The 20,975-nt window shown below is 67.0% G+C and carries 28 protein-coding genes; 24 read left to right on the top strand and 4 right to left on the bottom strand.

The annotated features are described in order from the left end of the window. Window positions 1-59 precede the first annotated feature (59 nt). Window positions 60-1,031 carry a sugar-binding domain-containing protein gene (locus AB0N61_RS06755; RefSeq protein WP_363362638.1) on the top strand — a complete coding sequence of 324 codons (972 nt, stop codon included), beginning with the start codon at window positions 60-62 and terminating at the stop codon, window positions 1,029-1,031. A 25-nt stretch (window positions 1,032-1,056) separates the two neighbouring features. Here the strand turns inward: AB0N61_RS06755 and AB0N61_RS06750 are convergent, their stop codons facing one another. Beyond that, on the bottom strand, window positions 1,057-2,208 hold the full coding sequence (locus AB0N61_RS06750) for a glutamate--cysteine ligase (protein ID WP_363362636.1): 1,152 nt from the start codon (window positions 2,206-2,208) through the stop codon (window positions 1,057-1,059). Between the two features lie 209 nt (window positions 2,209-2,417). Between AB0N61_RS06750 and rpsP the strand changes: the two genes are divergently transcribed. Genes rpsP through trmD form a run of 4 tightly spaced genes read left to right on the top strand, consistent with a single transcriptional unit; the run spans window position 2,418 to window position 4,421 of the window. Beyond that, window positions 2,418-2,849, top strand: coding sequence for a 30S ribosomal protein S16 (rpsP, locus tag AB0N61_RS06745; protein ID WP_167944355.1), 432 nt, complete (start codon window positions 2,418-2,420; stop codon window positions 2,847-2,849). Window positions 2,850-2,855: 6 nt separating this feature from the next. Further along, window positions 2,856-3,086 carry an RNA-binding protein gene (locus tag AB0N61_RS06740; protein ID WP_050721075.1) on the top strand — a complete coding sequence of 77 codons (231 nt, stop codon included), beginning with the start codon at window positions 2,856-2,858 and terminating at the stop codon, window positions 3,084-3,086. After that, entirely contained in the window at window positions 3,079-3,690 is a 612-nt protein-coding gene (gene rimM, locus AB0N61_RS06735) for a ribosome maturation factor RimM (RefSeq protein WP_363362634.1), read from the top strand. The genes AB0N61_RS06740 and rimM overlap by 8 nt, the downstream gene beginning before the upstream one ends. A gap of 20 nt (window positions 3,691-3,710) precedes the next feature. Continuing rightward, a complete protein-coding gene (gene trmD, locus AB0N61_RS06730; RefSeq protein WP_363362632.1) occupies window positions 3,711-4,421 on the top strand; it encodes a tRNA (guanosine(37)-N1)-methyltransferase TrmD in 711 nt (236 codons plus the stop codon). Here trmD and AB0N61_RS06725 read toward each other — a convergent pair. Then, complete coding sequence (locus AB0N61_RS06725) at window positions 4,418-5,011, bottom strand: histidine phosphatase family protein (RefSeq protein WP_363362630.1); 594 nt, start codon at window positions 5,009-5,011, stop codon at window positions 4,418-4,420. The two genes, trmD and AB0N61_RS06725, sit on opposite strands and share 4 nt — an antisense overlap. Window positions 5,012-5,078: 67 nt before the next feature. Between AB0N61_RS06725 and AB0N61_RS06720 the strand changes: the two genes are divergently transcribed. Together AB0N61_RS06720 and AB0N61_RS06715 are read left to right on the top strand one after the other, a co-directional pair. Beyond that, a complete protein-coding gene (locus AB0N61_RS06720) occupies window positions 5,079-5,816 on the top strand; it encodes a class I SAM-dependent methyltransferase (RefSeq protein WP_363362628.1) in 738 nt (245 codons plus the stop codon). Continuing rightward, a complete protein-coding gene (locus AB0N61_RS06715) occupies window positions 5,813-6,259 on the top strand; it encodes a pyrimidine dimer DNA glycosylase/endonuclease V (protein ID WP_363362626.1) in 447 nt (148 codons plus the stop codon). Before AB0N61_RS06720 ends, AB0N61_RS06715 begins: the two co-directional genes overlap by 4 nt. Window positions 6,260-6,268: 9 nt before the next feature. Here the strand turns inward: AB0N61_RS06715 and map are convergent, their stop codons facing one another. Next, window positions 6,269-7,051, bottom strand: a complete 783-nt coding sequence (gene map / locus AB0N61_RS06710) for a type I methionyl aminopeptidase (protein WP_363362624.1) — start codon at window positions 7,049-7,051, stop codon at window positions 6,269-6,271. Window positions 7,052-7,172: 121 nt separating this feature from the next. On the opposite strand from map, the gene AB0N61_RS06705 reads away from it, so the two are divergent. The 9 genes from AB0N61_RS06705 to AB0N61_RS06665 all read left to right on the top strand — a co-directional run bounded on the left by AB0N61_RS06705 (window position 7,173) and on the right by AB0N61_RS06665 (window position 14,178). Beyond that, window positions 7,173-7,661, top strand: a complete 489-nt coding sequence (locus tag AB0N61_RS06705) for an MFS transporter permease (protein ID WP_167944343.1) — start codon at window positions 7,173-7,175, stop codon at window positions 7,659-7,661. 179 nt (window positions 7,662-7,840) lie between these two features. Then, window positions 7,841-8,188 (top strand): 50S ribosomal protein L19, encoded by a 348-nt coding sequence (gene rplS / locus AB0N61_RS06700; protein ID WP_053099097.1) that lies wholly within the window; start codon window positions 7,841-7,843, stop codon window positions 8,186-8,188. Between the two features lie 118 nt (window positions 8,189-8,306). Next, window positions 8,307-9,041 carry a signal peptidase I gene (gene lepB, locus AB0N61_RS06695; RefSeq protein WP_167944341.1) on the top strand — a complete coding sequence of 245 codons (735 nt, stop codon included), beginning with the start codon at window positions 8,307-8,309 and terminating at the stop codon, window positions 9,039-9,041. Further along, complete coding sequence (locus AB0N61_RS06690; protein WP_363362622.1) at window positions 9,038-9,697, top strand: ribonuclease HII; 660 nt, start codon at window positions 9,038-9,040, stop codon at window positions 9,695-9,697. Before lepB ends, AB0N61_RS06690 begins: the two co-directional genes overlap by 4 nt. 47 nt (window positions 9,698-9,744) lie before the next feature. Further along, entirely contained in the window at window positions 9,745-10,071 is a 327-nt protein-coding gene (locus AB0N61_RS06685; protein WP_042541663.1) for a DUF2469 family protein, read from the top strand. A gap of 102 nt (window positions 10,072-10,173) precedes the next feature. After that, window positions 10,174-10,536, top strand: a complete 363-nt coding sequence (locus tag AB0N61_RS06680; RefSeq protein ID WP_363362620.1) for a YraN family protein — start codon at window positions 10,174-10,176, stop codon at window positions 10,534-10,536. Further along, entirely contained in the window at window positions 10,533-12,062 is a 1,530-nt protein-coding gene (locus AB0N61_RS06675; protein WP_363362618.1) for a YifB family Mg chelatase-like AAA ATPase, read from the top strand. Before AB0N61_RS06680 ends, AB0N61_RS06675 begins: the two co-directional genes overlap by 4 nt. Continuing rightward, complete coding sequence (gene dprA / locus AB0N61_RS06670; RefSeq protein ID WP_363362616.1) at window positions 12,059-13,240, top strand: DNA-processing protein DprA; 1,182 nt, start codon at window positions 12,059-12,061, stop codon at window positions 13,238-13,240. Before AB0N61_RS06675 ends, dprA begins: the two co-directional genes overlap by 4 nt. A 35-nt stretch (window positions 13,241-13,275) precedes the next feature. Further along, a complete protein-coding gene (locus AB0N61_RS06665) occupies window positions 13,276-14,178 on the top strand; it encodes a tyrosine recombinase XerC (RefSeq protein ID WP_363362615.1) in 903 nt (300 codons plus the stop codon). A 17-nt stretch (window positions 14,179-14,195) separates the two neighbouring features. Here the strand turns inward: AB0N61_RS06665 and AB0N61_RS06660 are convergent, their stop codons facing one another. Further along, complete coding sequence (locus AB0N61_RS06660) at window positions 14,196-14,723, bottom strand: M23 family metallopeptidase (RefSeq protein ID WP_363362613.1); 528 nt, start codon at window positions 14,721-14,723, stop codon at window positions 14,196-14,198. A gap of 305 nt (window positions 14,724-15,028) precedes the next feature. Between AB0N61_RS06660 and rpsB the strand changes: the two genes are divergently transcribed. The 8 genes from rpsB to AB0N61_RS06620 all read left to right on the top strand — a co-directional run bounded on the left by rpsB (window position 15,029) and on the right by AB0N61_RS06620 (window position 20,975). Then, on the top strand, window positions 15,029-15,910 hold the full coding sequence (gene rpsB / locus AB0N61_RS06655) for a 30S ribosomal protein S2 (protein ID WP_363362611.1): 882 nt from the start codon (window positions 15,029-15,031) through the stop codon (window positions 15,908-15,910). A gap of 44 nt (window positions 15,911-15,954) precedes the next feature. Continuing rightward, window positions 15,955-16,782, top strand: coding sequence for a translation elongation factor Ts (gene tsf / locus AB0N61_RS06650; protein WP_167944299.1), 828 nt, complete (start codon window positions 15,955-15,957; stop codon window positions 16,780-16,782). Window positions 16,783-16,873: 91 nt separating this feature from the next. After that, window positions 16,874-17,590: a UMP kinase gene (gene pyrH / locus AB0N61_RS06645; protein ID WP_167944297.1), complete on the top strand. Its 717-nt coding sequence runs from the start codon at window positions 16,874-16,876 to the stop codon at window positions 17,588-17,590. A gap of 66 nt (window positions 17,591-17,656) precedes the next feature. Continuing rightward, the gene (gene frr, locus AB0N61_RS06640) at window positions 17,657-18,211 is read left to right on the top strand and encodes a ribosome recycling factor (protein ID WP_167944295.1); all 555 of its coding nucleotides are present in this window, start codon (window positions 17,657-17,659) and stop codon (window positions 18,209-18,211) included. A gap of 5 nt (window positions 18,212-18,216) precedes the next feature. Next, on the top strand, window positions 18,217-19,356 hold the full coding sequence (locus AB0N61_RS06635) for a phosphatidate cytidylyltransferase (RefSeq protein WP_363362608.1): 1,140 nt from the start codon (window positions 18,217-18,219) through the stop codon (window positions 19,354-19,356). Then, window positions 19,356-19,940 (top strand): DivIVA domain-containing protein, encoded by a 585-nt coding sequence (locus tag AB0N61_RS06630; RefSeq protein WP_363362606.1) that lies wholly within the window; start codon window positions 19,356-19,358, stop codon window positions 19,938-19,940. Before AB0N61_RS06635 ends, AB0N61_RS06630 begins: the two co-directional genes overlap by 1 nt. Window positions 19,941-19,988: 48 nt before the next feature. Continuing rightward, window positions 19,989-20,678, top strand: a complete 690-nt coding sequence (locus tag AB0N61_RS06625; RefSeq protein WP_363362604.1) for a transglycosylase SLT domain-containing protein — start codon at window positions 19,989-19,991, stop codon at window positions 20,676-20,678. 9 nt (window positions 20,679-20,687) lie between these two features. Next, entirely contained in the window at window positions 20,688-20,975 is a 288-nt protein-coding gene (locus AB0N61_RS06620) for a hypothetical protein (RefSeq protein ID WP_167944289.1), read from the top strand.

The raw sequence follows: 20,975 nt of genomic DNA, 5'->3' as shown, positions 1-20,975 counted from the left end.
CGCCCAGCGCGCGCAAGCCAGCTGCACATATGTGCAAAGATCGACCCGAGGAGGTCGACATGAGCCAGTCAGACGCGGGATCGCGCGATTCCAAGCTGGTCGCCGCGCTCACCGCAGCCCAGCTCTACTACATGCAGGACAAGACCATGGAGGTCATCGCCAAAGAGCTGAAGACGTCGCGATCGTCGGTGTCGCGGCTGCTCAGCTTCGCCCGTGAGAGCGGACTCGTGGACATCCGGATCAATTCGCCCCTCGAGCGACTCGGCATGCTCGAGCAGCGAATCAGGGACAGACACCGCGTGGTCGCGCACGTCGTGCCGATCCCCGAGATCGTCAGCGAGGTCGAGCGGCTCGAGCGGGTGGCTCTCACTGCCGGGCGCCTGCTGTCGCAGTTCGTCGACTCCAACATGATCGTGGGCGTCGCCTGGGGATCCACCATCAGTGCCGTGAGTCGTGGTCTCACGCAGAAGGAGACGCACAACACCACGTTCGTGCAACTGAACGGCGCAGGCAACACGCAGACGAGCGGGGTCGAGTACTCGAGCGACATCCTCCAGCGCTTCGGCAGCGCGTTCGGCGCCCAGGTGCAGCAGTTCCCGGTGCCGGCCTTCTTCGACGACCCCTCGACGCGCGAGGCGATGTGGCGAGAGCGAAGCACGCGACGTGTGCTCGATCTGCAGTCGAAGATGGACATCGCCGTGTTCAGTCTCGGCTCCCCGGCCGCGGAGGTCCCCAGCCGTGTGTACGTCGGCGGCTATCTCGGGCGCGACGACTACCGGAGCCTTCGCGAGGATCATGCGATCGGCGACGTGGCGACTGTCTTCTTCCGTGGTGACGGGTCCTGGAGAGACATCCGCGTCAATGCCCGTGCGACGGGTCCGGGGCTCGACAGACTGCGGCGGGTGCCGCGACGCGTGTGCGTGGTGTCCGGCGTGCCCAAGCTCGCGAGCCTCCGCGCCGCGATCACCGCAGAACTCATCACCGACGTCGTGCTCGACGAGGGGCTCGCGCGTCGGCTCGTCGACGACTGACCCTACGGCTCGTCGACGACTGACCCTACGGCTCGTCTGTCGAGGCCTCGGGGCCGGAACGGAACTCTCGGATCAGGTGCTGGACGACCGCGCCGAGGTCGCCGCCCGTGGCGTTCGCGATCGTCAGCTGGCGTTCATAGCTCGCGCCGTCCGTGAGGATCGACTCGATGCTGCCGAACTCGCGCACGCAGCCGAGTTCGACTGCGACCGGTGCGAGTTCCTCGACGATCTCCGCGAGATGGTCGCGCACCGGGCGCTGCGTGCCGGCCGCATCCACGATCACGCGCGCGTCGAGTCCATACCGCGCGGCGCGCCACTTGTTCTCGCGGTGGAACCAGGCCGGCATCTCGGAGAGGTCGCGACCCTCGTCGAGCTGCCGGGAGAGGTGCTCCACCAGGACCTGCACGAGGGCGGCCATGGCGGCGAGCTCGGGCAGGGTCGACAGCCCGTCGCACGCACGCACCTCGATCGTTCCCCACCGTGGCGCCGGCCGGATGTCCCAGCGCACCTCGGTCGCGTCGGCCATCACGCCCGTGCGCACCATGTCCTCGAGGTACGCCTCATACTCCGACCAGTCCTTCAGGGGCCAGGGGAGTCCAGCGGTGGGCAGCTGCTGGAAGACCAGCGCCCGGTTGGATGCGTAGCCGGTTCGCTCGCCCGCCCAGAACGGGCTCGACGCCGCGAGGGCCTGCAGATGCGGGAGGTATGCCGCGAGGGCATTGATGATCGGGATGACCTTGAGCTGATCCTCGACGCCGATGTGTACGTGGATCCCCCAGATCATCATGTTCCGACCCCACCACTGGGTGCGCTCGATCAGCGTGTGGTAGCGGGTCTTGTCGGTCACCTCCTGGTGGTACCACTGGGCGAACGGGTGGCTGCCTGCCGAGAGCAGCTCGATGCCTGCCGGATCGGTTGCGGAGCGCACAGCGGTGATGGCGTTCGCGATGTCGTCGACCGCGTGGGCCACCGAGTCCCCGATGCCGCTCGTGACCTCGATGGTGTTGGTGAGCAGCTCGCCCGTCACCGTGTGGCGTTCGTCTGCGCTCTCGTCCTCGAGCGCCGCCAATAGCTCAGGGGCGCGACCGACGAGATCACCGCTCACCGGATCGGCGAGCATGATCTCCCACTCGAGACCGACGGTGGACCGGGCCGATGGCGCGAAATCGAGCTTCACGAGCACAGTCTGACACGCGCTGTCGGCGACACGGCAACGGCCGTGTCGCCGCGTTTCGCCTCTGAGCCGCGGATCTGGCAGAATAGAGGGTCGGACGACGTGCTCGACCCTCTATCCAGCACTCGTCCTCCCTATTTGAGCTTCCGCCGGGTGTGCACCCCACTCTCCAGGCGATCGGTTCGTCACCTTCCACACAATTCAGGAGAATCGTGGCTGTCAAGATTCGTCTCAAGCGCCTGGGCAAGATCCGTGCGCCGTACTACCGCATCGTCGTCGCCGACTCGAAGACCAAGCGCGATGGTCGCGTGATCGAGGAGATCGGCAAGTACCACCCCACCGAGGAGCCCTCGTTCATCGAGATCGACTCCGACCGTGCACAGTACTGGCTCTCCGTCGGCGCGCAGCCGACCGAGCAGGTCGCCGCCCTTCTCAAGATCACGGGCGACTGGGGCAAGTTCAAGGGCGACAAGGACGCGAAGTCCACGCTGAAGGTCCGGGAGCCCAAGGCTCCGTTCGAGATCGACGCGTCCAAGAAGTCCGTCGTGAAGCCCAAGGCCGAGAAGAAGGAGGCTCCTGCAGAGGAGGCTCCCGCCAAGGCCGACGCGGAGGCCGCAGAGGCTCCCGCAACCGACGCAGAGTAATTCGTCGTGCTCGCCGCCGCGCTCGAACACATCGTCAAGGGGATCGTCGATCACCCTGAAGATGTCCGTATCAACGCTTCCACCTCGCCGAGAGGCGATCTGCTCGAGGTGCGTGTGCACCCCGACGACCGTGGTCGAGTGATCGGGCGCGGCGGCCGCACCGCGAAAGCTCTGCGCACGCTCATCACCGCTCTCGCGGATGGGCGGCGCGTCCGTGTCGACGTCGCGGATGACTGACGTGGTGTCCAAAGACCGCAAACAGGGCAAGAACCAGCTGCGGGTGGGTCGACTCGTCAAGGCGCATGGTCTGAAGGGTGCGCTCAAGCTCGAGCTGTACACCGACAACCCGGAACGTCGCTTCACACCGGGAGCCGAATTCACGTTGCAGGTGCCTGAGGCATCTCCGTGGCATGGCAAGACCGTCGTCGTGCGTGAATACCGCGTGATGAACGGCAACCCCGTCGTCTTCCTCAAGGATGTCGACGATCGAGAGGGCGCCGAAGGTCTCGTGCGCGCGATCCTCTGGATCGATCAGGACAACGACGAGGTCGAGGACAACGCGTGGTTCGACCATCAGCTCGTGGGTCTCGACGTCGTCCGTGACGATGTCGTCGTGGGCAAGGTGGCTCGCGTGGAGCACTTCCCCGCTCAGGATCTGCTCATCGTGCGATCCGGCGAGCAGGACATCATGGTGCCGTTCGTCAAGGCGATCGTGCCGACGGTCGACGTCGACGCCGGACGCGTCATCGTCACCCCGCCTGCCGGGCTCTTCGAGGAGCTCCCGGATGCCGTGGACGCAGCGGATGCGGGGGAGTCCCAGGACTCCGACGGCACCGACTGATCACCCCGTACGGCTCGCCAGTGCGCATCGACGTCCTCTCCATCTTCCCGTCGTACTTCGACGGGCTGACTCTCTCCCTGCTCGGGAAGGCGCAGAGCGCCGGCATCCTCGATCTGCGGGTGCGTGATCTGCGCGACTGGACCTCCGACCGGCACCGCACCGTCGACGACACTCCGTACGGCGGCGGAGCCGGCATGGTCATGAAGCCGGAGCCCTGGGGGCTGGCGCTCGATGAGCTGACATCCTCCGACTCTGCGTCGTCGGAGACGCGACCGACGATCATCTTCCCCTCGCCCGCTGGTGAGGTCTTCACACAGGCGACGGCCCGCGATCTCAGCACCCGTGAGCATCTCGTGTTCGGCTGCGGTCGCTACGAGGGCATCGACGAGCGGGTCTTCGAGTACGCCGCGTCGCTGGGCGAGGTGCGGCTGATCAGCCTCGGGGACTACGTCCTCAACGGCGGCGAGGTCGCGACGATGGCGATGATCGAGGCGATCGGGCGTCTGATCCCCGGCGTGGTCGGCAATCCGGAGAGCCTCGTCGAGGAGTCGCATGAAGACGGCCTCCTCGAATACCCGTCGTACACGAAGCCGTCCGTCTGGCGCGAGCGGCCGGTGCCCGACGTCCTCCTCAGCGGCAATCATGCGCTGATCGCTTCGTGGCGTCGCGAACAGCAGCTCGAACGCACGCGCCGGCGTCGTCCCGACCTCCTGCCGGCCGACGAGTCCTAGAGCATCCGCTCCTCGCCTCGGTCTATCTCGAAGACCACATCGTGCGGATGCCGCAGCGAGAGCGCCGACGAGGGGTCCAGTCCTCGGAGGTCGGCTCTGAGCATCCTGCCGAGCATCTCGTGGGTCACGAGGACAGGGGTGCCCTCGGACGCCCAGCCGCACGCCGACAGTGATCGTCGGGCGCGCGCCCTGGCCTGAGCGTAGCTCTCGCCACCGGGGAAAGCCCAGCCGTAGCGATTCTCCGCCCTGTCGGATCGTGCGCCGGGGTAGCGCTCGTCCACTTCGTCCCACGTCAGCCCGGCCATCATGCCGTGGTGCACGTCGGCGAGGTCGGCGACCTCCACCAGATCGGCGCCGATCCGGTCGGCGATGATCACCGCCGTCCGCAGTGCTCGACCCAGAGGGCTGGAGCAGACGGTGGTGATCCCGCGGCCCGTGAGCCGTTCGGCCAGGTTCTTCGCCTGACGGATACCCTCGTCCGTCAGCGGCGAGTCGAGCTGCCCCTGCAGGCGGTGTTCGCGGTTCCACACCGTCTGACCGTGGCGCACCAGGAACAGGAGCTCGGGAACACGACGATCCTGCGGAATCATGCACTCAGGATGGCATAGGCGCGACGCACACGGACGAGCGACGCCGTCGCCCTGATAGCGTCGCAGCATGGTCGACCAGGTTCTTGCGAAGTCATTCGAGCACATCGGAGAGGACTACGACCGCTACCGTCCGGGTTTCCCTCGTCGCGCGGTCGAGATCGTGGCTCCCGACAGGGTGAGGATGGCTCTGGACCTGGGCGCGGGAACCGGCAAATTCACGTCGCTCCTCACCGAGCGCGCCGATCACGTGATCGCCGTCGAGCCGTCGGAGTCCATGCTCGCTGTGCTGCGGCAGAAGCTGCCGGGGGTCGATGCCATCCTTGCCGGCGCGGAGCGCATCCCGGTCGACGACAGCTCGGTGGACCTGGTGACGGCGGCTCAGGCCTTCCACTGGTTCGACCGTGAGCAGGCATGTGCGGAGATCGCTCGCGTCCTCGTGCCGGGCGGGCACCTGGGGCTCGTGTGGAATCACTCGGATCCGGCCAGCACGTGGGACAGGGCCGCACACCGGATCGCGCACCCGGCGGTCGCAGAAGCGGACGACACGACGAGCAGCGCGGCGGAGGAGCTTCCTGGCCTGCAGTTCGTCTCACGGGAGCGCATTCCGTGGGCCGAGCGGGTCACGCGCGCGGACTATCTCCGACGCTGGTCCACGGTGAGCACTTTCCTGGTGGCGGGTGAAGAAGCGCGCGCCGAGAAGCTCGCTGCCATCGGATCCGTACTCGACTCCGATCCCGAGACGCGCGGCAGAGACGAGTTCGAGCTGCCGATCGTGACCGACGTCTTCGTGTACCGACGCGCATGAGGATCTGGTCGTTGCACCCGAGGTACCTCGATCGACAGGGTCTCGTCGCGTGCTGGCGCGAGACGCTGCTCGCACAGGCGGTGCTCGCGGAACGGACACGCGGGTACCTCGCACATCCGCAGCTCGAGAGATTCCGTTCTCACGCGGACCCGATCGGGGTGATCGGGGCGTACCTTCGCGGGATCGCTGTCGAAGCCGATGCCCGCGGCTACAGCTTCGACCGATCGAGGATCGACCGTCCGGACGCACGCGGGGACGAGATCCTCATGGTGACGACCGGACAGCTCGAGCTGGAATGGGCGCATCTCAGCGCGAAGCTGGCTGTTCGCAATCCCGATCTGCTCGCTCTGTGGTCATCGGTGTCGGTGCCCGACCCGCATCCGCTCTTCCATGTGCTCGACGGTCCGGTCGCCCCGTGGGAGCGCGTTCAGCCCGAGGGATGAGCCGCGTGCTCAGTCGACGCCGAGGAACGACCGGTCGGTGAGCACGATCGGTCCCTCGGCGGTCACGGCCACCGTGTGCTCGGAATGGGCGCCCCTCGATCCGTCGACGCTGCGCAGCGTCCAGCCGTCCGGGTCGGTCACGAGCTCGTCCGTCGTCTCGAGCAGCCACGGCTCGAGCGCGAACACCAGGCCCTCGCGCAGCGGGAATCCGCGCCCGGCCCGGCCGTCGTTGGGAACATGGGGGTCGCCGTGCATGATGCGTCCGACACCGTGACCGCCGAAGTCGGTGTTGATCGAGTACCCCTCGCCGTGCGAGACGGCTGCGATCGCGGCGGAGATGTCGCCGATCCGGTTGCCGACCACGGCAGCGTCGATGGCGGCTGCGAGGGCGCGCTCGGTCGTCTCGATGAGGCGGAGATCCTCGTCGCGGGGAGTGCCGACGACGAAGGAGACCGCGGAGTCCGCCACCCATCCGTCCACGGAGACAGCGAAGTCGAGCGACACCAGGTCGCCGTCACGCAGCGTGTAGTCGTGGGGGAGGCCATGCAGCACTGCGTCGTTGATCGAGGTGCAGATGACCTTGCCGAAGGGGCTCGCGCCGAAGGACGGGTGGTAGTCGATGTAGCACGACTCGGCTCCGGCCTTGCGGATCATGTCGTGCGCGCGTCGATCGATCGACAGCAGATTCGTGCCGACCTTCGTCTCTTCCCGCAGGGTCGCCAGGGTCTCGGCCACGAAGCGACCGGCGGCGCGCATCTCGTCGATCTCGGCAGGGGTGCGCAGTTCGATCATCGTGTGTCCTCTCGTCCTCTCCATTCTCCCCGATCTCCCGGTCTCGGTCGTCCGCCTCGGGAGCGGGCGCTCAGAGCGAACACCTGGATCGGTCACGGCACGCGGGCGTACGATTTGTGACATGTGGTTGCGTCAGGCGTTCTTCCGGTGGCTGATCCCGGCAGCCTTCCTGCTGCCGCTCTGGCTGCTGGTCGGGTGGGGTGTCTTCCAGGGCGGGTGGGCGATCCTCTGGGTCCTGTTCATCGCGATCCCGTCCGTCTTCGTCGGACAGCTCCTCCTCACGCTCCTGACCCGATCCCGCCCATCCGTGCGGGTCGAGCGCGCGGTCTCCTGGTGGGATGTCGCAGGGTTCTCGCTCTGGCACGGGCTCACCATCGCTGTCGGATGCTTCATCGACGGTGCTTTCGGGTGGCTTCTCGCTGCAGCGGTCGTCGTCGGCATCGCTCTGGTCTGGCTGCAACTGTGGCAGCTGTGGAACGAGGCGAAGGGAAGCGGTGCGCGGATCCGCGAGACCATCTCGTGGTCCACCGTGCCCGGTGTCGACGAGTCCGCGCCGGAGACCCGAGCGCGCGAGGTGTTCGTGATCCGCGAGAAGGATTCGCCGGAGTGATGGCATCGCGCACGGCGTTTTGGCCGTGTGCGGCATCCATGGCAGAATGAATGATTGTGCCGTGACCGGTTCTGCCTCAGGGGAGCCCGCGGACGCTTCGGCGCCGTTCAGCACACACTTCTTCTTATTCCTACTTACATCATGCAACCGACCTGAGGCGAGTGCAGAGAGAGACGATCATGCAGATCCTCGACGCCGTCGACGCAGCATCGCTGCGTTCAGACGTTCCCGTCTTCCACCCCGGTGACACCGTCAACGTGCACGTGAACATCACCGAGGGCACCCGCTCGCGTATCCAGGTCTTCAAGGGAGTCGTCATCGGCCGCCAGGGCGACGGCGTGCGTGAGACCTTCACCGTTCGCAAGATCAGCTTCCAGGTGGGCGTCGAGCGCACCTTCCCGGTGCACTCCCCGGTGATCGACCACATCGAGGTCGTCACCCGCGGTGACGTGCGTCGCGCGAAGCTCTACTACCTGCGCCAGCTGCGGGGCAAGAAGGCCAAGATCAAGGAGAAGCGCGACAACTGACGCGCAGGCTCTCCACAGCACCCCGGGACACGATGTCCCGGGGTGCTGTGTTCTCTCCGGGGTGTGCGACCCTTGATACTGCCGTCTCCGTGCGGTGCGACACTGTGAAGGAAACCCCATGACGACTGAATCCGCCGCCGCGTCCAAGCCTCCGACGAAGCGGCGTCGCGGGTTCCTCGTGTTCCTGCGGGACGTGCTCGTGATCATCGTCATCGCTGCGCTCGTCTCGTTCGTCGTCAAGACCTTCATCGTCCGCTCGTTCTACATCCCGTCGGCTTCGATGGAACGAACGCTCCTGGTCAACGATCGGATCCTCGTCGACGAACTCACGCCGCGGTGGACATCGTACGAACGTGGCGACGTCGTCGTCTTCAAGGACCCGGGCGGGTGGCTCGACGGTCAGCCGCAGACTCCTGCCCAGCCCCCTCTCGTCGAAGCTTTCGATTGGGTGCTCAACGTCGTCGGCATTTCGGCCACGGACTCGCAGGATCACCTCGTCAAGCGGGTGATCGGTCTTCCGGGCGACCATGTCGTCTGCTGCAACGCTCTTGGCCAGATCACCATCAACGGCGCCCCCATCGACGAACTCAGCTACCTCAATCTGCCCGAGGGCGATACTGCGGCCTCAAACGATCCGTTCGACGTGGTCGTGCCGGAGGGGTCGCTCTGGCTTCTCGGGGACAACCGTGATCGCTCGCGTGATTCCCGGGCGCACCAGGACCTTCCCAGTGGCGGCTTCGTGCCGGTCGAGAACGTCGTGGGCAAGGCGTTCTTCACCACGTGGCCGCTCGATCGCATGGGTACGATCGACGGCCACCACGACAGTTTCAACGGCGTCCCGGACTCGGAATGACCGTCGTCGCTCCCAAGCTCACTCTGGAGCGCAGGCTGCTCAACGAGTGCGATCTCATCATCTCCCTCGATGAGGTCGGACGAGGCGCGCTTGCCGGGCCGGTCGCGGTCGGAGCAGCCGTGATGGATGCGGCCGGAGCGCGCCGTCGCGTGCCCGAGGGGCTCCGTGATTCGAAGCTCGTCACCGAGAAGCGTCGGCCCGACGTCGCCGCGAGGGCGGCCGCGTGGGTGCAGGCGTGCGGAGTGGGCTGGGCGAGTGCGGCCGAGGTCGACGAGGTCGGCATCATGCGAGCGCTCGGTCTGGCAGCGTCTCGGGCCGTGCAGAGCGTGGTCGATTCGGGAGCGGCGCTCGATGGCGCGGTGGTTCTTCTCGACGGCAATCACGACTACGTCTCGCCCGTTCATCCGGTGCCGCTACGCGTCCGACCGGTCGTCAAGGGCGACCGCGACTGCGCCTCCGTGTCGGCGGCATCCGTGATCGCGAAGGTGGCCCGCGACACCTACATGACCGAGCTTCACGAAACTCATCCCCTGTATCAGTGGGACCGGAACAAGGGGTATGCGAGCCTCGAGCACCGCGACGCGATCAGGAGCCTCGGCCTGTCGCCACACCACCGCGCCTCCTGGGCGATCGCGGATGTCCCTACGCTGTTCTGAGCCGGCGTGCGGCATCGACGCGTCGCCGACTCTAGGATGGACACATCATGGATGAGGAAGCCTTCGACGACTACGACCGCGAGCTCGAGCTGGCGCTGTTCCGCGAATACCGCGATGTCGTCGCGCAGTTCCAGTATGTGGTCGAGACGGAACGGCGTTTCTACCTCGCCAACGAGGTGAACGTCGTGCGTCGTGACACCGAGCACGACTTCTACTTCGAGATCTCGATGAGCGATGTCTGGGTGTGGGACATCTATCGTGCAGACCGCTTCGTGAAGGCTGTGCGCGTGCTGACGTTCAAGGACGTCAACGTCGAAGAGCTTCAGCGGCGCGAGTTCGAGCTGCCCCAGGAGCTGTCGCTCGACGGAGAGTGACCACTCCTGCACAGTCCGGCTCTGTGACGGGCTGTCCCCGCCCTCCGCGACTTCCGGGTTCCTGAGGCGCAGATCGTCGATCCCGGTCGACAGGCTGTCATCATGGCAGCGAAAGACGAGCTGGGGAGATCCGGCGAAGAACATACGGTTCGGTATCTGAGCGGTATCGGATACACGGTGCTCGACCGCAATTGGCGGTGCGCGCAGGGCGAGATCGACATCGTCGCGTCTCGCGGTCACCACCTCGCGATCGTCGAGGTCAAGACACGACGGACGATCTCTCACGGACACCCTTTCGAAGCGGTGGACGCACGCAAGATCCGGCGACTGTGGCAGCTGGCTCACGCGTGGGCGGCTGAACATCCGGATCTGGCGGGCGGCCTCGCGATACGGATCGAGGCGATCGGGATCATCGGCGCGGATCCGCAGCACAGCACGCTCGAGCACCTCGTGGACGTGTCGTGAAGACGGCTCGAACGTGGGCGGTCGCGCTCACCGGGGTCGACGGACACATGGTCGAGGTCGAGGCCGATATCTCGAATCAGACGCCAGACTTCAAGATCATCGGCCTGCCCGACAAAGCGCTCGGTGAAGCAGTGCAGCGAGTTCACAACGCCTGCAAGAACACGTCGCTCGACCTGCCGCGCCGCCGACTGACGGTCAACCTGTCGCCCGCGAGCCTGCCCAAGCAGGGCGCCGGCTTCGACCTGAGCATCGCCGTCGCCGCTCTCGCCGCAGGCGGATCGCTGTCGAGACGGTCGATCGCGGGCACGGTGCATCTCGGTGAGCTCGGGCTCGACGGTCGACTCAGGCCGGTCGCCGGTGTGCTGCCGTCCGTCTTCGCCGCCGCGCGGGCCGGGTTCGACACCGTGGTCGTGCCGTGGGGGAACGAGGCGGAGGCGAGGCTCGTGCCGGGGATCGAAGTTCGCGCTGCAGCCAGTCTCTCGCAGGTCGCCGTCTGGCACGGGGCCGAGATCGAGGTGCTCGATGCCGATCCGGTGGCGCCTGCCACATTCGCCCCCGAGCACCGTGAGAGGCTAGACCTCTCCGACGTCGTGGGCCAAGAGGAGGCTGTCGAGGCCCTGATCGTGGCTGCAGCAGGGGGCCACCACATGCTGCTCAGCGGTCCGCCGGGCGCAGGAAAGACCATGCTGGCACGGAGGCTGCCCGGTATCCTTCCGAGCCTCACCGACGATGAGGCCCTCGAGGTGGCGTCGATACGCTCACTCGCGGGGGAGGCAGTTCGATCTCTCGACGCCACGCCGCCGATGGAGTCGCCGCACCACAGTGCCTCGGTCGCAGCGCTCGTCGGAGGCGGCACGAGGTCCGTCCGACCCGGGGCCATCTCTCGCGCACACCGCGGCGTGCTCTTCCTCGACGAAGCAGCGGAATTCTCGCGGGTGTCGCTCGATGCGCTTCGTCAGCCACTCGAATCCGGCGTCATCGAGGTGAGCCGCTCGGGCGTCACTGCGCTCTTCCCCGCGCGGTTCCAGCTGGTGATGGCGCTCAATCCGTGTCCGTGCGGCAACTACGGCGTGCGCGGCGCAGAATGCACGTGCCCGTCGTTGGCGATCCGAAGATACTCGACGAGACTTTCCGGTCCGCTTCGGGACCGAGTGGATATCGAGCTGCATGTCTCGCGCGTGTCCGCGACCAGGGCCATGACCGCTGACCGTTCGGGTACGACGAGCGAGCACGCTCGGGCGAGGGTCATCCAGGCGCGCGAGCGGGCGATCGCACGGTGGCGGGGGACGCCGTGGCTGCGCAACAGTGAGGTGCCCGGGGCCCGGTTGAGGCAGCAGGACCTGCGGATCCCCGCAGAGGCGAGGTTGCCACTGGACAGGGCTCTCGAGCGCGGAACACTCACACTTCGCGGTTACGACAGGGTGCTGCGATTGGCCTGGACGATGGCTGATCTCGCGGGCGTCGACAGCCCCGGACGCGATGAAGTCGGCCGGGCACTGTTTCTGAAGGGGGGACACGCGTCATGATGCAGTCAGTCGGAGCCGATCCGGAAGTCCGGGCGGCACTCGAGCGGGTTCGACCACACCCCGACGCTGAGGAGGCGCTGGCTCGTGTGTCGTGGTCCGTGCTCACTGAGCCCGGCGATGGGGTCGCGGGAGCGCTCATCGCGGAGTCCGGCGCTGTGAGCGCGCTCGAATCGGCGCTCGGCGGGGGGACTCTCGCCGGCTCCGATGTCGGCGGTCAGGCTCTCTCGGAGGCGCGAGCCCGGTGGGCTCCCCGAGCGAATGCGCACCGCGTTGTGGATGCCATCCGCGGCGCTGCCGACGTCGGAGCGCGACTGCTGCTTCCCGGTGATGCCCTCTGGCCGAACTCGCTCGACGACCTCGGCGTGCATGCGCCGACGCTGCTCTGGGTCCGTGGAGACCCGGCCCTCCTCACCGGCGCGATCCGGGTCGCGATCGTCGGTGCGAGGGCGGCGAGCGCATATGGCGAGATGCTCGCAGGCGACTTCGCCGGCGAACTCGCAGCGGGCGGCGCGGTCGTCGTGTCCGGCGGAGCGTACGGCATCGACGGGGCGGCGCATCGGGCGGCCCTCGGCGTCGGCGGCAACACCGTCGCCTTCCTCGCCGGGGGAGTCGACCGAGCGTACCCCCAAGGTCATCAGCAACTCCTTCGGCGAATCGTCGAGACCGGCGCCGTGGTGAGCGAGGTGCCCTGCGGAACAGCGCCCACGAAGTGGCGATTCCTGTCACGGAACAGACTCATCGCGGCTCTCAGCGACGCGACGGTCGTGGTGGAGGCCGGATGGCGAAGCGGGTCGCTGAACACGGCAGGGCATGCCGCTGCGCTCGGGCGACCGCTCGGCGCTGTGCCCGGCCCGGTGACCTCCGCATCGTCGGCGGGCTGTCATCGGCTCCTGCGCGAATACGACGCGAGATGCGTCACCACGACCGCCGAGATTCGCGAGCTGTGGGGCGAGGTCGTGTCCGGGGGGTCCACCGCGACGACGTCAGATCCGGACAGGTCTCGATTGCTCGACGCCCTGAGCAGTCGCGCGCCGCGTCCCGTTCTCGAGCTGTCACGACGATCGGGGCTTGCTCCTGAGAGGATCGGCTCGCTCCTCGGACTGCTGGAGCTGGATGGAGTGGTCACGCGGATCGAGAGCGGATGGCAGAAGCGGCGGGAGGGAGAGCGGCGCGGCTGACGCGGCGCGGATTCGCGCTCCTGCACACTTGTTCCATGCAGTTCCAGGCGGCCACGGACGACTTCATCGAGCACCTTGCCCGAGTGCGCCGCCTGTCTCCGGCGACCGTTCGCGCGTACCGATCGGACCTCCGCGATCTCGCGGAGACCGTCGGCGCTCTCGAACTCGACGCCGTCACACTCGAGACGCTGCGCGACTGGCTGTGGCGGGCGACTCAACGAGGAGACGCGCGTTCCACACTCGCACGGCGAGCCGCAGCGGCACGGTCCTTCTTCAGCTGGGCGCACGAGACGCAGCTCGTCTCCCACGATCCGAGCCTGCGCCTCGTTACTCCCAAGCGAGGGCGAACGCTGCCCGTCGTCGCCTCTCACGATGCGATGACGACATTGCTGGATGCGCAACGACTCGCCGCTGAGGGCGGGGATCCGATCGCTCTCCGCGACCACGCGATTCTCGAGCTTCTCTACGGGGCCGGTATTCGTGTCTCCGAGCTGTGCGGACTGGACGTCGACGACCTCGACCTGGATCGAGGGACGGTGCGGGTGCTGGGAAAGGGCTCGAAAGAGAGAGTGGTGCCCTTCGGGATTCCCGCGCGGGATGCCGCCGGCGCCTACCTGACGCGAGGGCGCCCCTCGCTCGCCGGCAGAGCGGAGCGACCGTCCTCGGCTCTGCTGCTCGGCACCCGTGGTGGGCGGTTCGGACCGCGCGCCGTGTATGCGCTGGTCGCGGAGGTGCTGGGGCCTCACATCGGGGCGGACACAGTGGGCCCGCATGCGCTGAGACACACCGCGGCGACCCATCTTCTCGACGGTGGCGCAGACCTGCGCGCTGTCCAGGAGATCCTCGGTCACGCAAGCCTCGGCACGACCCAGATCTACACGCATGTGTCAGCCGAGCGGCTCACTGCGACATATCGTCTCGCGCACCCTCGCGCGTGAACCACAGGCGACCGGTGTCACGGAGCTGTGCAGCAGGGGAGCAGTACGGCCCTCGGCACGGTGCCGAAGAGGAGCATGGGGTTGATGTACGCGCCGTCGAGACGCACGCCGAGATGCAGAGTGCCGGGCGCTGCGTGGCCCCCCGTGGCCAGCGTGCCGATCTCGTCTCCGGACGAGACGGTGTCTCCTGGCGAGAGCTCGGAAGACAGTGGCTCGAGCGTCGACACATAGCCGCCGGGGTGCTCGATGGTGATCAGGGGCCTATCGACGACGGTTCCTCGGAAGGCGACCGTCCCGTCGGCGGGAGCTCGGATCACCGCGCCGGGCGCCGTCTCGAGGTCCAACCCTCGATGACCCGCTCCATAGTCGTGTGCGGGCGCGCGATACGGCGTCACGATCACGCGGTGCCCATCACTCGGCCAGCGCCAGACGGGAACCGACTCAGCGGACGACGATGATGCGTGCGCAATCGTCGGGAGCGGAGGAACGAGAGCGAGGCCGATCAGAGTGATGAACGCGATCGTCGCGCGTGTAAGCAGCTTCATCGGACAATGGTCCGGCGCTCTCGCCGGTCGCGGAACGGGCCATCGCTACTTACGCGAGCCGTGTGGGCAAGCCGCGATATCGGTGCGCTGTGCAGGAGGAGCGCGCACGCTGCATCCTGTATGCTGATGGGGCACCTCGATCTCGGGGTGACTACGCGTGCCCAGAGCGACCTCGGTCGTGGCATCCACTCCCACAGGTCCTGATTCGACTCAGGCGGGGGTGCGCCGGGCACCAGGGAGTTCGATCGTCCGATCGACTTGACAACCTCAATGGCGCAGAATCGCGCCGGAACAAGGAGACGACCATGGCTGTGGTCACCATCCGCCAGCTGCTCGACAGCGGCGTGCACTTCGGACACCAGACCCGTCGGTGGAACCCGAAGGTCAAGCGCTTCATCCTCACGGAGCGCAGCGGCATCCACATCATCGACCTCCAGCAGTCGCTCGGCTACATCGACAAGGCCTACGACTTCGTCAAGGAGACCGTCGCACACGGCGGCACCATCCTCTTCGTCGGCACGAAGAAGCAGGCGCAGGAGATCCTCGCGGAGCAGGCCACGCGTGTCGGCCAGCCCTACGTCAACCAGCGCTGGCTCGGTGGACTCCTCACCAACTTCCAGACCATCGCGAAGCGCCTCGCTCGCATGAAGGAGCTCGAGGAGCTCGACTACGAGAACCCGGCTGCCTCGGGCTTCACCAAGAAGGAGCTCCTTCTCAAGAAGCGCGAGCTCGACAAGCTGCACAAGTCGCTCGGTGGTATCCGCAACCTCACCAAGACGCCGTCCGCCCTGTGGGTCGTCGACGCGAAGCGCGAGCACCTCGCGATCGATGAGGCCAAGAAGCTCGGCATCCCGGTGATCGGCATCCTCGACACCAACGCCGACCCGGACGACTTCCAGTACCCGATCCCCGGCAACGACGACGCGATCCGCTCGGTCTCGCTGCTCACCCGCATCATCGCGGACGCAGCGGCAGAGGGCCTGCAGCAGAAGCACAACCCCGAGACGGGCGACGCTGAGCCGCTCGCCGACTGGGAGAAGGAGCTCCTCGAGGCTCCCGCCGACTCCGCGACCGAGGCTCCCGCCGACTCCGCGACCGAGGCTGAGGCTCCGGTCGAGGATGCAGCTGCCTCCGACGCGCCCGCAGCAGAGGCCGCTGAGGCCCCCGCTGAGGCAGACGCCAAGTAATTCCGCGACCACCACACACATCACGAAGCAAGGAGCCACCACACATGGCCAACTTCACCATCGCCGACCTCAAGGCGCTGCGTGAGCAGCTCGGCACGGGAATGGTCGACACCAAGAAGGCGCTCGAGGAGGCTGACGGAGACGTCGAGAAGGCCACCGAGATCCTGCGTCTCAAGGGTGCCAAGGGCAATGCGAAGCGTGCCGACCGTTCGACCAGCGAGGGCCTCATCGTCGCTCGCGAGCAGGACGGCGCAGTGACGCTGATCGAGCTCGCCTGCGAGACGGACTTCGTCGCGAAGAACGATCGATTCATCGCACTGGCCGACAAGGTCGCCGACGCCGTCGCAGCCGTCAAGGCTGATTCTGTCGAGTCTGCTCTGTCCGCCCAGGCGGGCGACAAGAGCGTCGAGCAGGTCATCTCCGAAGAGGCTGCGATCATCGGCGAGAAGGTCGAGCTGCGCAAGGTGCGCACGATCTCGGGCGACAAGGTCGAGGTCTACCTGCACCGCACGAGCAAGGACCTCCCGCCGCAGATCGGTGTCGTCGTCGCCTACACGGGTGACGACGCCGAGACCGCTCGCAGCATCGCGCAGCACATCTCGTTCGCCAACCCGTCGTACCTCTCCCGCGAGGACGTCCCGTCCGAGGCCGTGGAGAAGGAGCGCGAGATCGTCACCGAGATCTCCCGCAACGAGGGCAAGCCCGAGGCTGCTCTGCCCAAGATCGTCGAGGGCCGCGTCTCGGCGTTCATCAAGCAGGTCGCCCTGCTCGAGCAGGACTACGCGAAGGACAGCAAGCTGTCCGTCGCTCAGGTGGCGAAGGACGCCGGGATCACCGTGACGGACTTCGCGCGCTTCAAGGTCGGCGCGTAACACCGTAGAAGGGGTTCGGATCACCGCGATCCGAACCCCTTCTTCATGCCCACGAGGCACTATCTTGAATCGGGACGAGAGGATCACACCCATGACCGAACGCACAGGACGCCGTCGCGTCCTTCTGAAGCTCTCGGGAGAGGCGTTCGGCGCCGGCCAGCTCGGCGTCAATCCCGATGTCGTCAGCCAGATCGCGCGCGATATCGCCGCGGCCGTAGACCGGGTCGAGATCGCGATCGTCGTCGGCGGCGGCAACTTCTTCCGGGGTGCCGAGCTCAGCCAGCGCGGCATGGACCGCGGCCGAGCCGACTACATGGGGATGCTCGGCACCGTGATGAACGCGCTCGCCCTGCAGGACTTCCTCGAGCAGGCCGGGGCTCCCACCCGCGTGCAGTCCGCGATCTCGATGACGCAGGTGGCGGAGCCGTACATCCCGCTGCGCGCAGAGCGTCACATGGAGAAGGGCCGCGTGATCATCTTCGGAGCCGGCGCCGGCCTCCCGTACTTCTCGACCGACACGGTCGCCGCACAGCGCGCGCTCGAGATCGGCGCGCAGGAGGTGCTCGTCGCCAAGAACGGCGTCGATGCCATCTACACGGCCGACCCGAACAAGCACGCGGATGCCGAGCGCATCGACCGCGTCACCTACCGGGACGCGCTCCAGCGCGGGCTCAAGGTCGTCGACTCGACCGCGTTCAGCCTGTGCATGGACAACAACATGGACATGCGCGTCTTCGGCATGGAACCGGCCGGCAACGTCACGCGTGCCCTCCTCGGTGAGCCGATCGGCACTCTCGTCACCGCCTGAGCGCCTGACGGTGCTCGAGGGCCTGGCCCGATAGAATTTCAGAACACCCCGACGATAGGAGTCACCGTGATCGCGGACGTCCTCGCTGAAACCACTTCCCGTATGGCACGAGCCGTCGAGGCTGCCAAGGAGGACTTCTCCACCGTGCGCACCGGCCGCGCCAACCCGCAGCTCTTCCAGAAGGTCCTGGTCGACTACTACGGTACGCCGACTCCGCTCGCCCAGCTCGCCTCGCTGGCGAATCAGGAGGCGCGCACGCTCATCATCACTCCCTACGACAAGAGCGCCCTGAAAGCCATCGAGCAGGCGATCCGGGACATGCCGAACCTCGGAGCGAACCCCACGAACGACGGAAATCTCGTTCGCGTGACGATGCCCGAGCTCACCGCTGAACGCCGCAAGGAGTACGTCAAGCTCGTCAAGACCAAGGCAGAGGACGCCAAGGTGCACGTTCGCGGCATCCGTCGCAAGGCCAAGGACGAGCTCGACGGCCTCAAGAGCGAACTGGGCGAAGACGAGATCTCCCGTGCAGAGAAGGAACTCGACGCCCTCACGCGCCAGCACGTCGACCTCATCGACGACGCACTCAAGCGCAAAGAGGCCGAACTCCTCGAGGTGTAGGCGGCATGTCCGACGAACGCACCGATGACGGCACCGACAAGCCGCAGACGCGCCGCGAGGCGCGCGACTCGTCGACCGCGACCGGCGGCACCCCGCTGGTCGACAACGCTGCGCCCGCGTTCGACGTGACAAGCATCCCGCCGCGACCACCTCTGCCCGCCGAGGAGCGCGCGATGACGGAATCCCCCCTGGACACAGCCGATCACAACGCGATCAGGGAACAGTGGCGCGCCGCGCGCGACGAATTCGGAACGCATGTCACGAATGCTCGCGGACAACTCGACCAGGCGAATGAGCGCATCAAGGAGCGCACCGGCCGTGACCTGATCCTCGCGACGCTGATCGGGCTCGCGTTCGGTGCTGCGCTCCTGGCGTCGCTGCTCTTCATCAAGGTCCTCTTCGTGCCGTTCGCGCTGGCAGCGGCGCTGCTCGGTGTGTACGAACTCTCCCTGGCGTTGCGGGCATCCGGGCGACGGATCGATGTGGTGCCTCAGTTCATCGCGGCGACCCTGCTCGTGCTCTCCGCGTTCTTCCTCGATCTGTGGTTCGTCTGGGTCATGCTGTTCTTCGCCGTCGCGTTCGTCGTGGTCTGGCGTCTGGTCGCTCAGATGGTCGCCAAAGACGGCCGAACATACGGCGATGTGCTGACAGATGCGGTCATCGGGGGCTTCGTCCAGATCTACGTCCCGTTTCTGGCGGCTGTCGCCCTCATCCTGCTCAAGCAGGAGGGTGGCCAGTGGTGGGTGCTGAGCTTCATCGCGATCGCGGTCGTGGCAGACACGGGTGCGTATGCTGCCGGGCTCGCCTTCGGTCGGCATCCGATGGCTCCGAAGATCAGTCCCAAGAAGACATGGGAGGGCTTCGGCGGGGCGGTCGCCGGGTCGATCGCCGCAGGTGTCCTCCTCGCGATCTTCCTCCTGCACCTGCCGTGGTGGATCGGCGTGATCTTCGGCGTTGCGATCCTTCTGTCCGCGACACTCGGTGACCTCGGGGAGTCCATGCTCAAGCGTGACCTCGGGATCAAGGACATGAGCTCGTGGCTCCCCGGTCATGGGGGGCTCCTCGACCGGCTCGACAGCATCCTTCCGTCGACGGTCCCCGCGCTGTGCCTCTATTTCCTCTTCTCCTCCTGGGTGGTGCTGTGATGGTCTCCGACGACGTGCAGACATCGGCCGCCTCGGCGCAGCCGACGGCCGCGTTCTCCGTGACGAGCGGTCGCGTGCGCGGTTACCACCGCGCGGCCGTCGACACGTTCCTCGCGGCTGCCAGAGCCGCTTTCGAAGGAGATGCCGATGACCTCAGCGCAGCCGACGTCCGTGTGGCATCATTCCCGCTCGTGAAGGACGGCTACGTCGTGGCCGAGGTCGATGCCGCGCTCGGGCGGGTCGAGGACGCGCTCGCAGCTCGCGCACGCGATCGGGCCGTTCGTGCGCAGGGTGCGGGGGTGTGGGTCGAGCAGGCGCGTGACGACGCCCAGATCATCCTCGACCATCTTGCCCGTCCGAAGCGGCAGCGATTCGCGCGCACGGGACTCCTCACGTTCGGCTATCGCATCGATGAGGTCGACCACGTGGGCACCCGCATAGCGCGCTATCTGCGCGACGGCGAACCGCTGACGGCCGAGCAGCTGCGCTCAGCAGCTTTCCGGATGCAGCGCGGGGGATACCGGGAAGAGCAGGTGGACGCCCTTCTCGACGCCACCGTGGATGTGATCCTGGCTGTTCGCTGAGCGTTCCGATGGCTGACTCGCGCCTCACCCGGTAGACTCCCACTCATCGTGAACTCCCGAAACGACATGACACCTCATCGCAACGACGTCACGCCTGTGCCCGCATCGGCGACTCTTTCGGCGCGCAGCGGCAGCCGCCGACGGGGCGTCGCAGGTTTCTTCAGCGCTTTGGCGGTCGTGGGATTCGCGGCGGCCATGGTCGCGCCCACAGGCGTCGCGCTCGCACAGCAACCGGAATCGGCCGGGCCCGAATCCGCGTACTCCGCGGCGCTTGCGGAGACGCAGAATCTCACGGTCACCGCAGAGGGTGCCGCGATCGCTCCGATCCAGCGTGGCACGTTCTCGGTCTACGTGACCCCCAAGCCGACCCCGACCCCGACCCCGACGCCGACGACCGCCTCGTCCGGGTCGTCCGGGTCGTCCAAGCCCGGCCCCAGCGGTCCGCTGTTCTACACCGGCGGAGGCGCTCCCGCCGAGTGGATGGCGGCGGCCGGTATCGCGGAGTCGGACTGGGGCTATGTCGACTACATCGTGTCTCGCGAGAGCGGCTGGAACCCGAACGCGACGAACAAGTCGTCGGGTGCGTGTGGTCTCGTTCAGGCGTTGCCGTGCAGCAAGGTCCCGGGCAATGGTTACGACCCGGTCGACAACCTGCGCTGGGCGACGGGATACGCCACAGGGCGGTACGGAAGCTGGGCCGGCGCCCACGCGTTCTGGACCAACAACCACTGGTGGTGAGTCGGCCTCATGGCCCGCTCCCGCAAGCGCCGTCCACCGCGCCCTGACACCGACGACTCGCTGGATCGCCTCCTTTCGAGCTGGAAGCGCACCGAAGTCCGTCGCGGGTCGGAGTGGACCGTTCAGCCCGTGTCGGCGATGCAGGCGCTGAAGGAGTACGTCTGTCCCGGGTGCGGGCGATCCGTAGTGCCGGGAACCGCGCACCTCGTGGTGTGGCGCGCAGACGGTGTCCTCGGTGATGCCGCGGACCTCGCCGCACGTCGGCATTGGCACACACACTGTTGGAGGATTGCGTGA

The organism is Microbacterium sp. NPDC089320, from assembly GCF_040684875.1.
Lineage (GTDB): Bacteria > Actinomycetota > Actinomycetes > Actinomycetales > Microbacteriaceae > Microbacterium.
The sequence above is the reverse complement of the archived record's forward strand: the minus strand, read 5'-3'. Positions and strand labels throughout refer to the sequence as shown.

What these genes read in the sequence shown, in the direction of transcription:
- AB0N61_RS06755 (WP_363362638.1), top strand. Translation starts at nt 60, where the DNA reads ATGAGCCAGTCAGACGCGGGATCGCGCGATTCCAAGCTGGTCGCCGCG.
- rimM (WP_363362634.1), top strand. Translation starts at nt 3,079, where the DNA reads ATGACTGACGTGGTGTCCAAAGACCGCAAACAGGGCAAGAACCAGCTG.
- AB0N61_RS06725 (WP_363362630.1), bottom strand. Translation starts at nt 5,011, where the DNA reads ATGATTCCGCAGGATCGTCGTGTTCCCGAGCTCCTGTTCCTGGTGCGC.
- AB0N61_RS06720 (WP_363362628.1), top strand. Translation starts at nt 5,079, where the DNA reads ATGGTCGACCAGGTTCTTGCGAAGTCATTCGAGCACATCGGAGAGGAC.
- AB0N61_RS06715 (WP_363362626.1), top strand. Translation starts at nt 5,813, where the DNA reads ATGAGGATCTGGTCGTTGCACCCGAGGTACCTCGATCGACAGGGTCTC.
- map (WP_363362624.1), bottom strand. Translation starts at nt 7,051, where the DNA reads ATGATCGAACTGCGCACCCCTGCCGAGATCGACGAGATGCGCGCCGCC.
- AB0N61_RS06705 (WP_167944343.1), top strand. Translation starts at nt 7,173, where the DNA reads ATGTGGTTGCGTCAGGCGTTCTTCCGGTGGCTGATCCCGGCAGCCTTC.
- rplS (WP_053099097.1), top strand. Translation starts at nt 7,841, where the DNA reads ATGCAGATCCTCGACGCCGTCGACGCAGCATCGCTGCGTTCAGACGTT.
- lepB (WP_167944341.1), top strand. Translation starts at nt 8,307, where the DNA reads ATGACGACTGAATCCGCCGCCGCGTCCAAGCCTCCGACGAAGCGGCGT.
- AB0N61_RS06690 (WP_363362622.1), top strand. Translation starts at nt 9,038, where the DNA reads ATGACCGTCGTCGCTCCCAAGCTCACTCTGGAGCGCAGGCTGCTCAAC.
- AB0N61_RS06685 (WP_042541663.1), top strand. Translation starts at nt 9,745, where the DNA reads ATGGATGAGGAAGCCTTCGACGACTACGACCGCGAGCTCGAGCTGGCG.
- AB0N61_RS06680 (WP_363362620.1), top strand. Translation starts at nt 10,174, where the DNA reads ATGGCAGCGAAAGACGAGCTGGGGAGATCCGGCGAAGAACATACGGTT.
- dprA (WP_363362616.1), top strand. Translation starts at nt 12,059, where the DNA reads ATGATGCAGTCAGTCGGAGCCGATCCGGAAGTCCGGGCGGCACTCGAG.
- AB0N61_RS06665 (WP_363362615.1), top strand. Translation starts at nt 13,276, where the DNA reads ATGCAGTTCCAGGCGGCCACGGACGACTTCATCGAGCACCTTGCCCGA.
- AB0N61_RS06660 (WP_363362613.1), bottom strand. Translation starts at nt 14,723, where the DNA reads ATGAAGCTGCTTACACGCGCGACGATCGCGTTCATCACTCTGATCGGC.
- rpsB (WP_363362611.1), top strand. Translation starts at nt 15,029, where the DNA reads ATGGCTGTGGTCACCATCCGCCAGCTGCTCGACAGCGGCGTGCACTTC.
- tsf (WP_167944299.1), top strand. Translation starts at nt 15,955, where the DNA reads ATGGCCAACTTCACCATCGCCGACCTCAAGGCGCTGCGTGAGCAGCTC.
- pyrH (WP_167944297.1), top strand. Translation starts at nt 16,874, where the DNA reads ATGACCGAACGCACAGGACGCCGTCGCGTCCTTCTGAAGCTCTCGGGA.
- AB0N61_RS06635 (WP_363362608.1), top strand. Translation starts at nt 18,217, where the DNA reads ATGTCCGACGAACGCACCGATGACGGCACCGACAAGCCGCAGACGCGC.
- AB0N61_RS06630 (WP_363362606.1), top strand. Translation starts at nt 19,356, where the DNA reads ATGGTCTCCGACGACGTGCAGACATCGGCCGCCTCGGCGCAGCCGACG.
- AB0N61_RS06620 (WP_167944289.1), top strand. Translation starts at nt 20,688, where the DNA reads ATGGCCCGCTCCCGCAAGCGCCGTCCACCGCGCCCTGACACCGACGAC.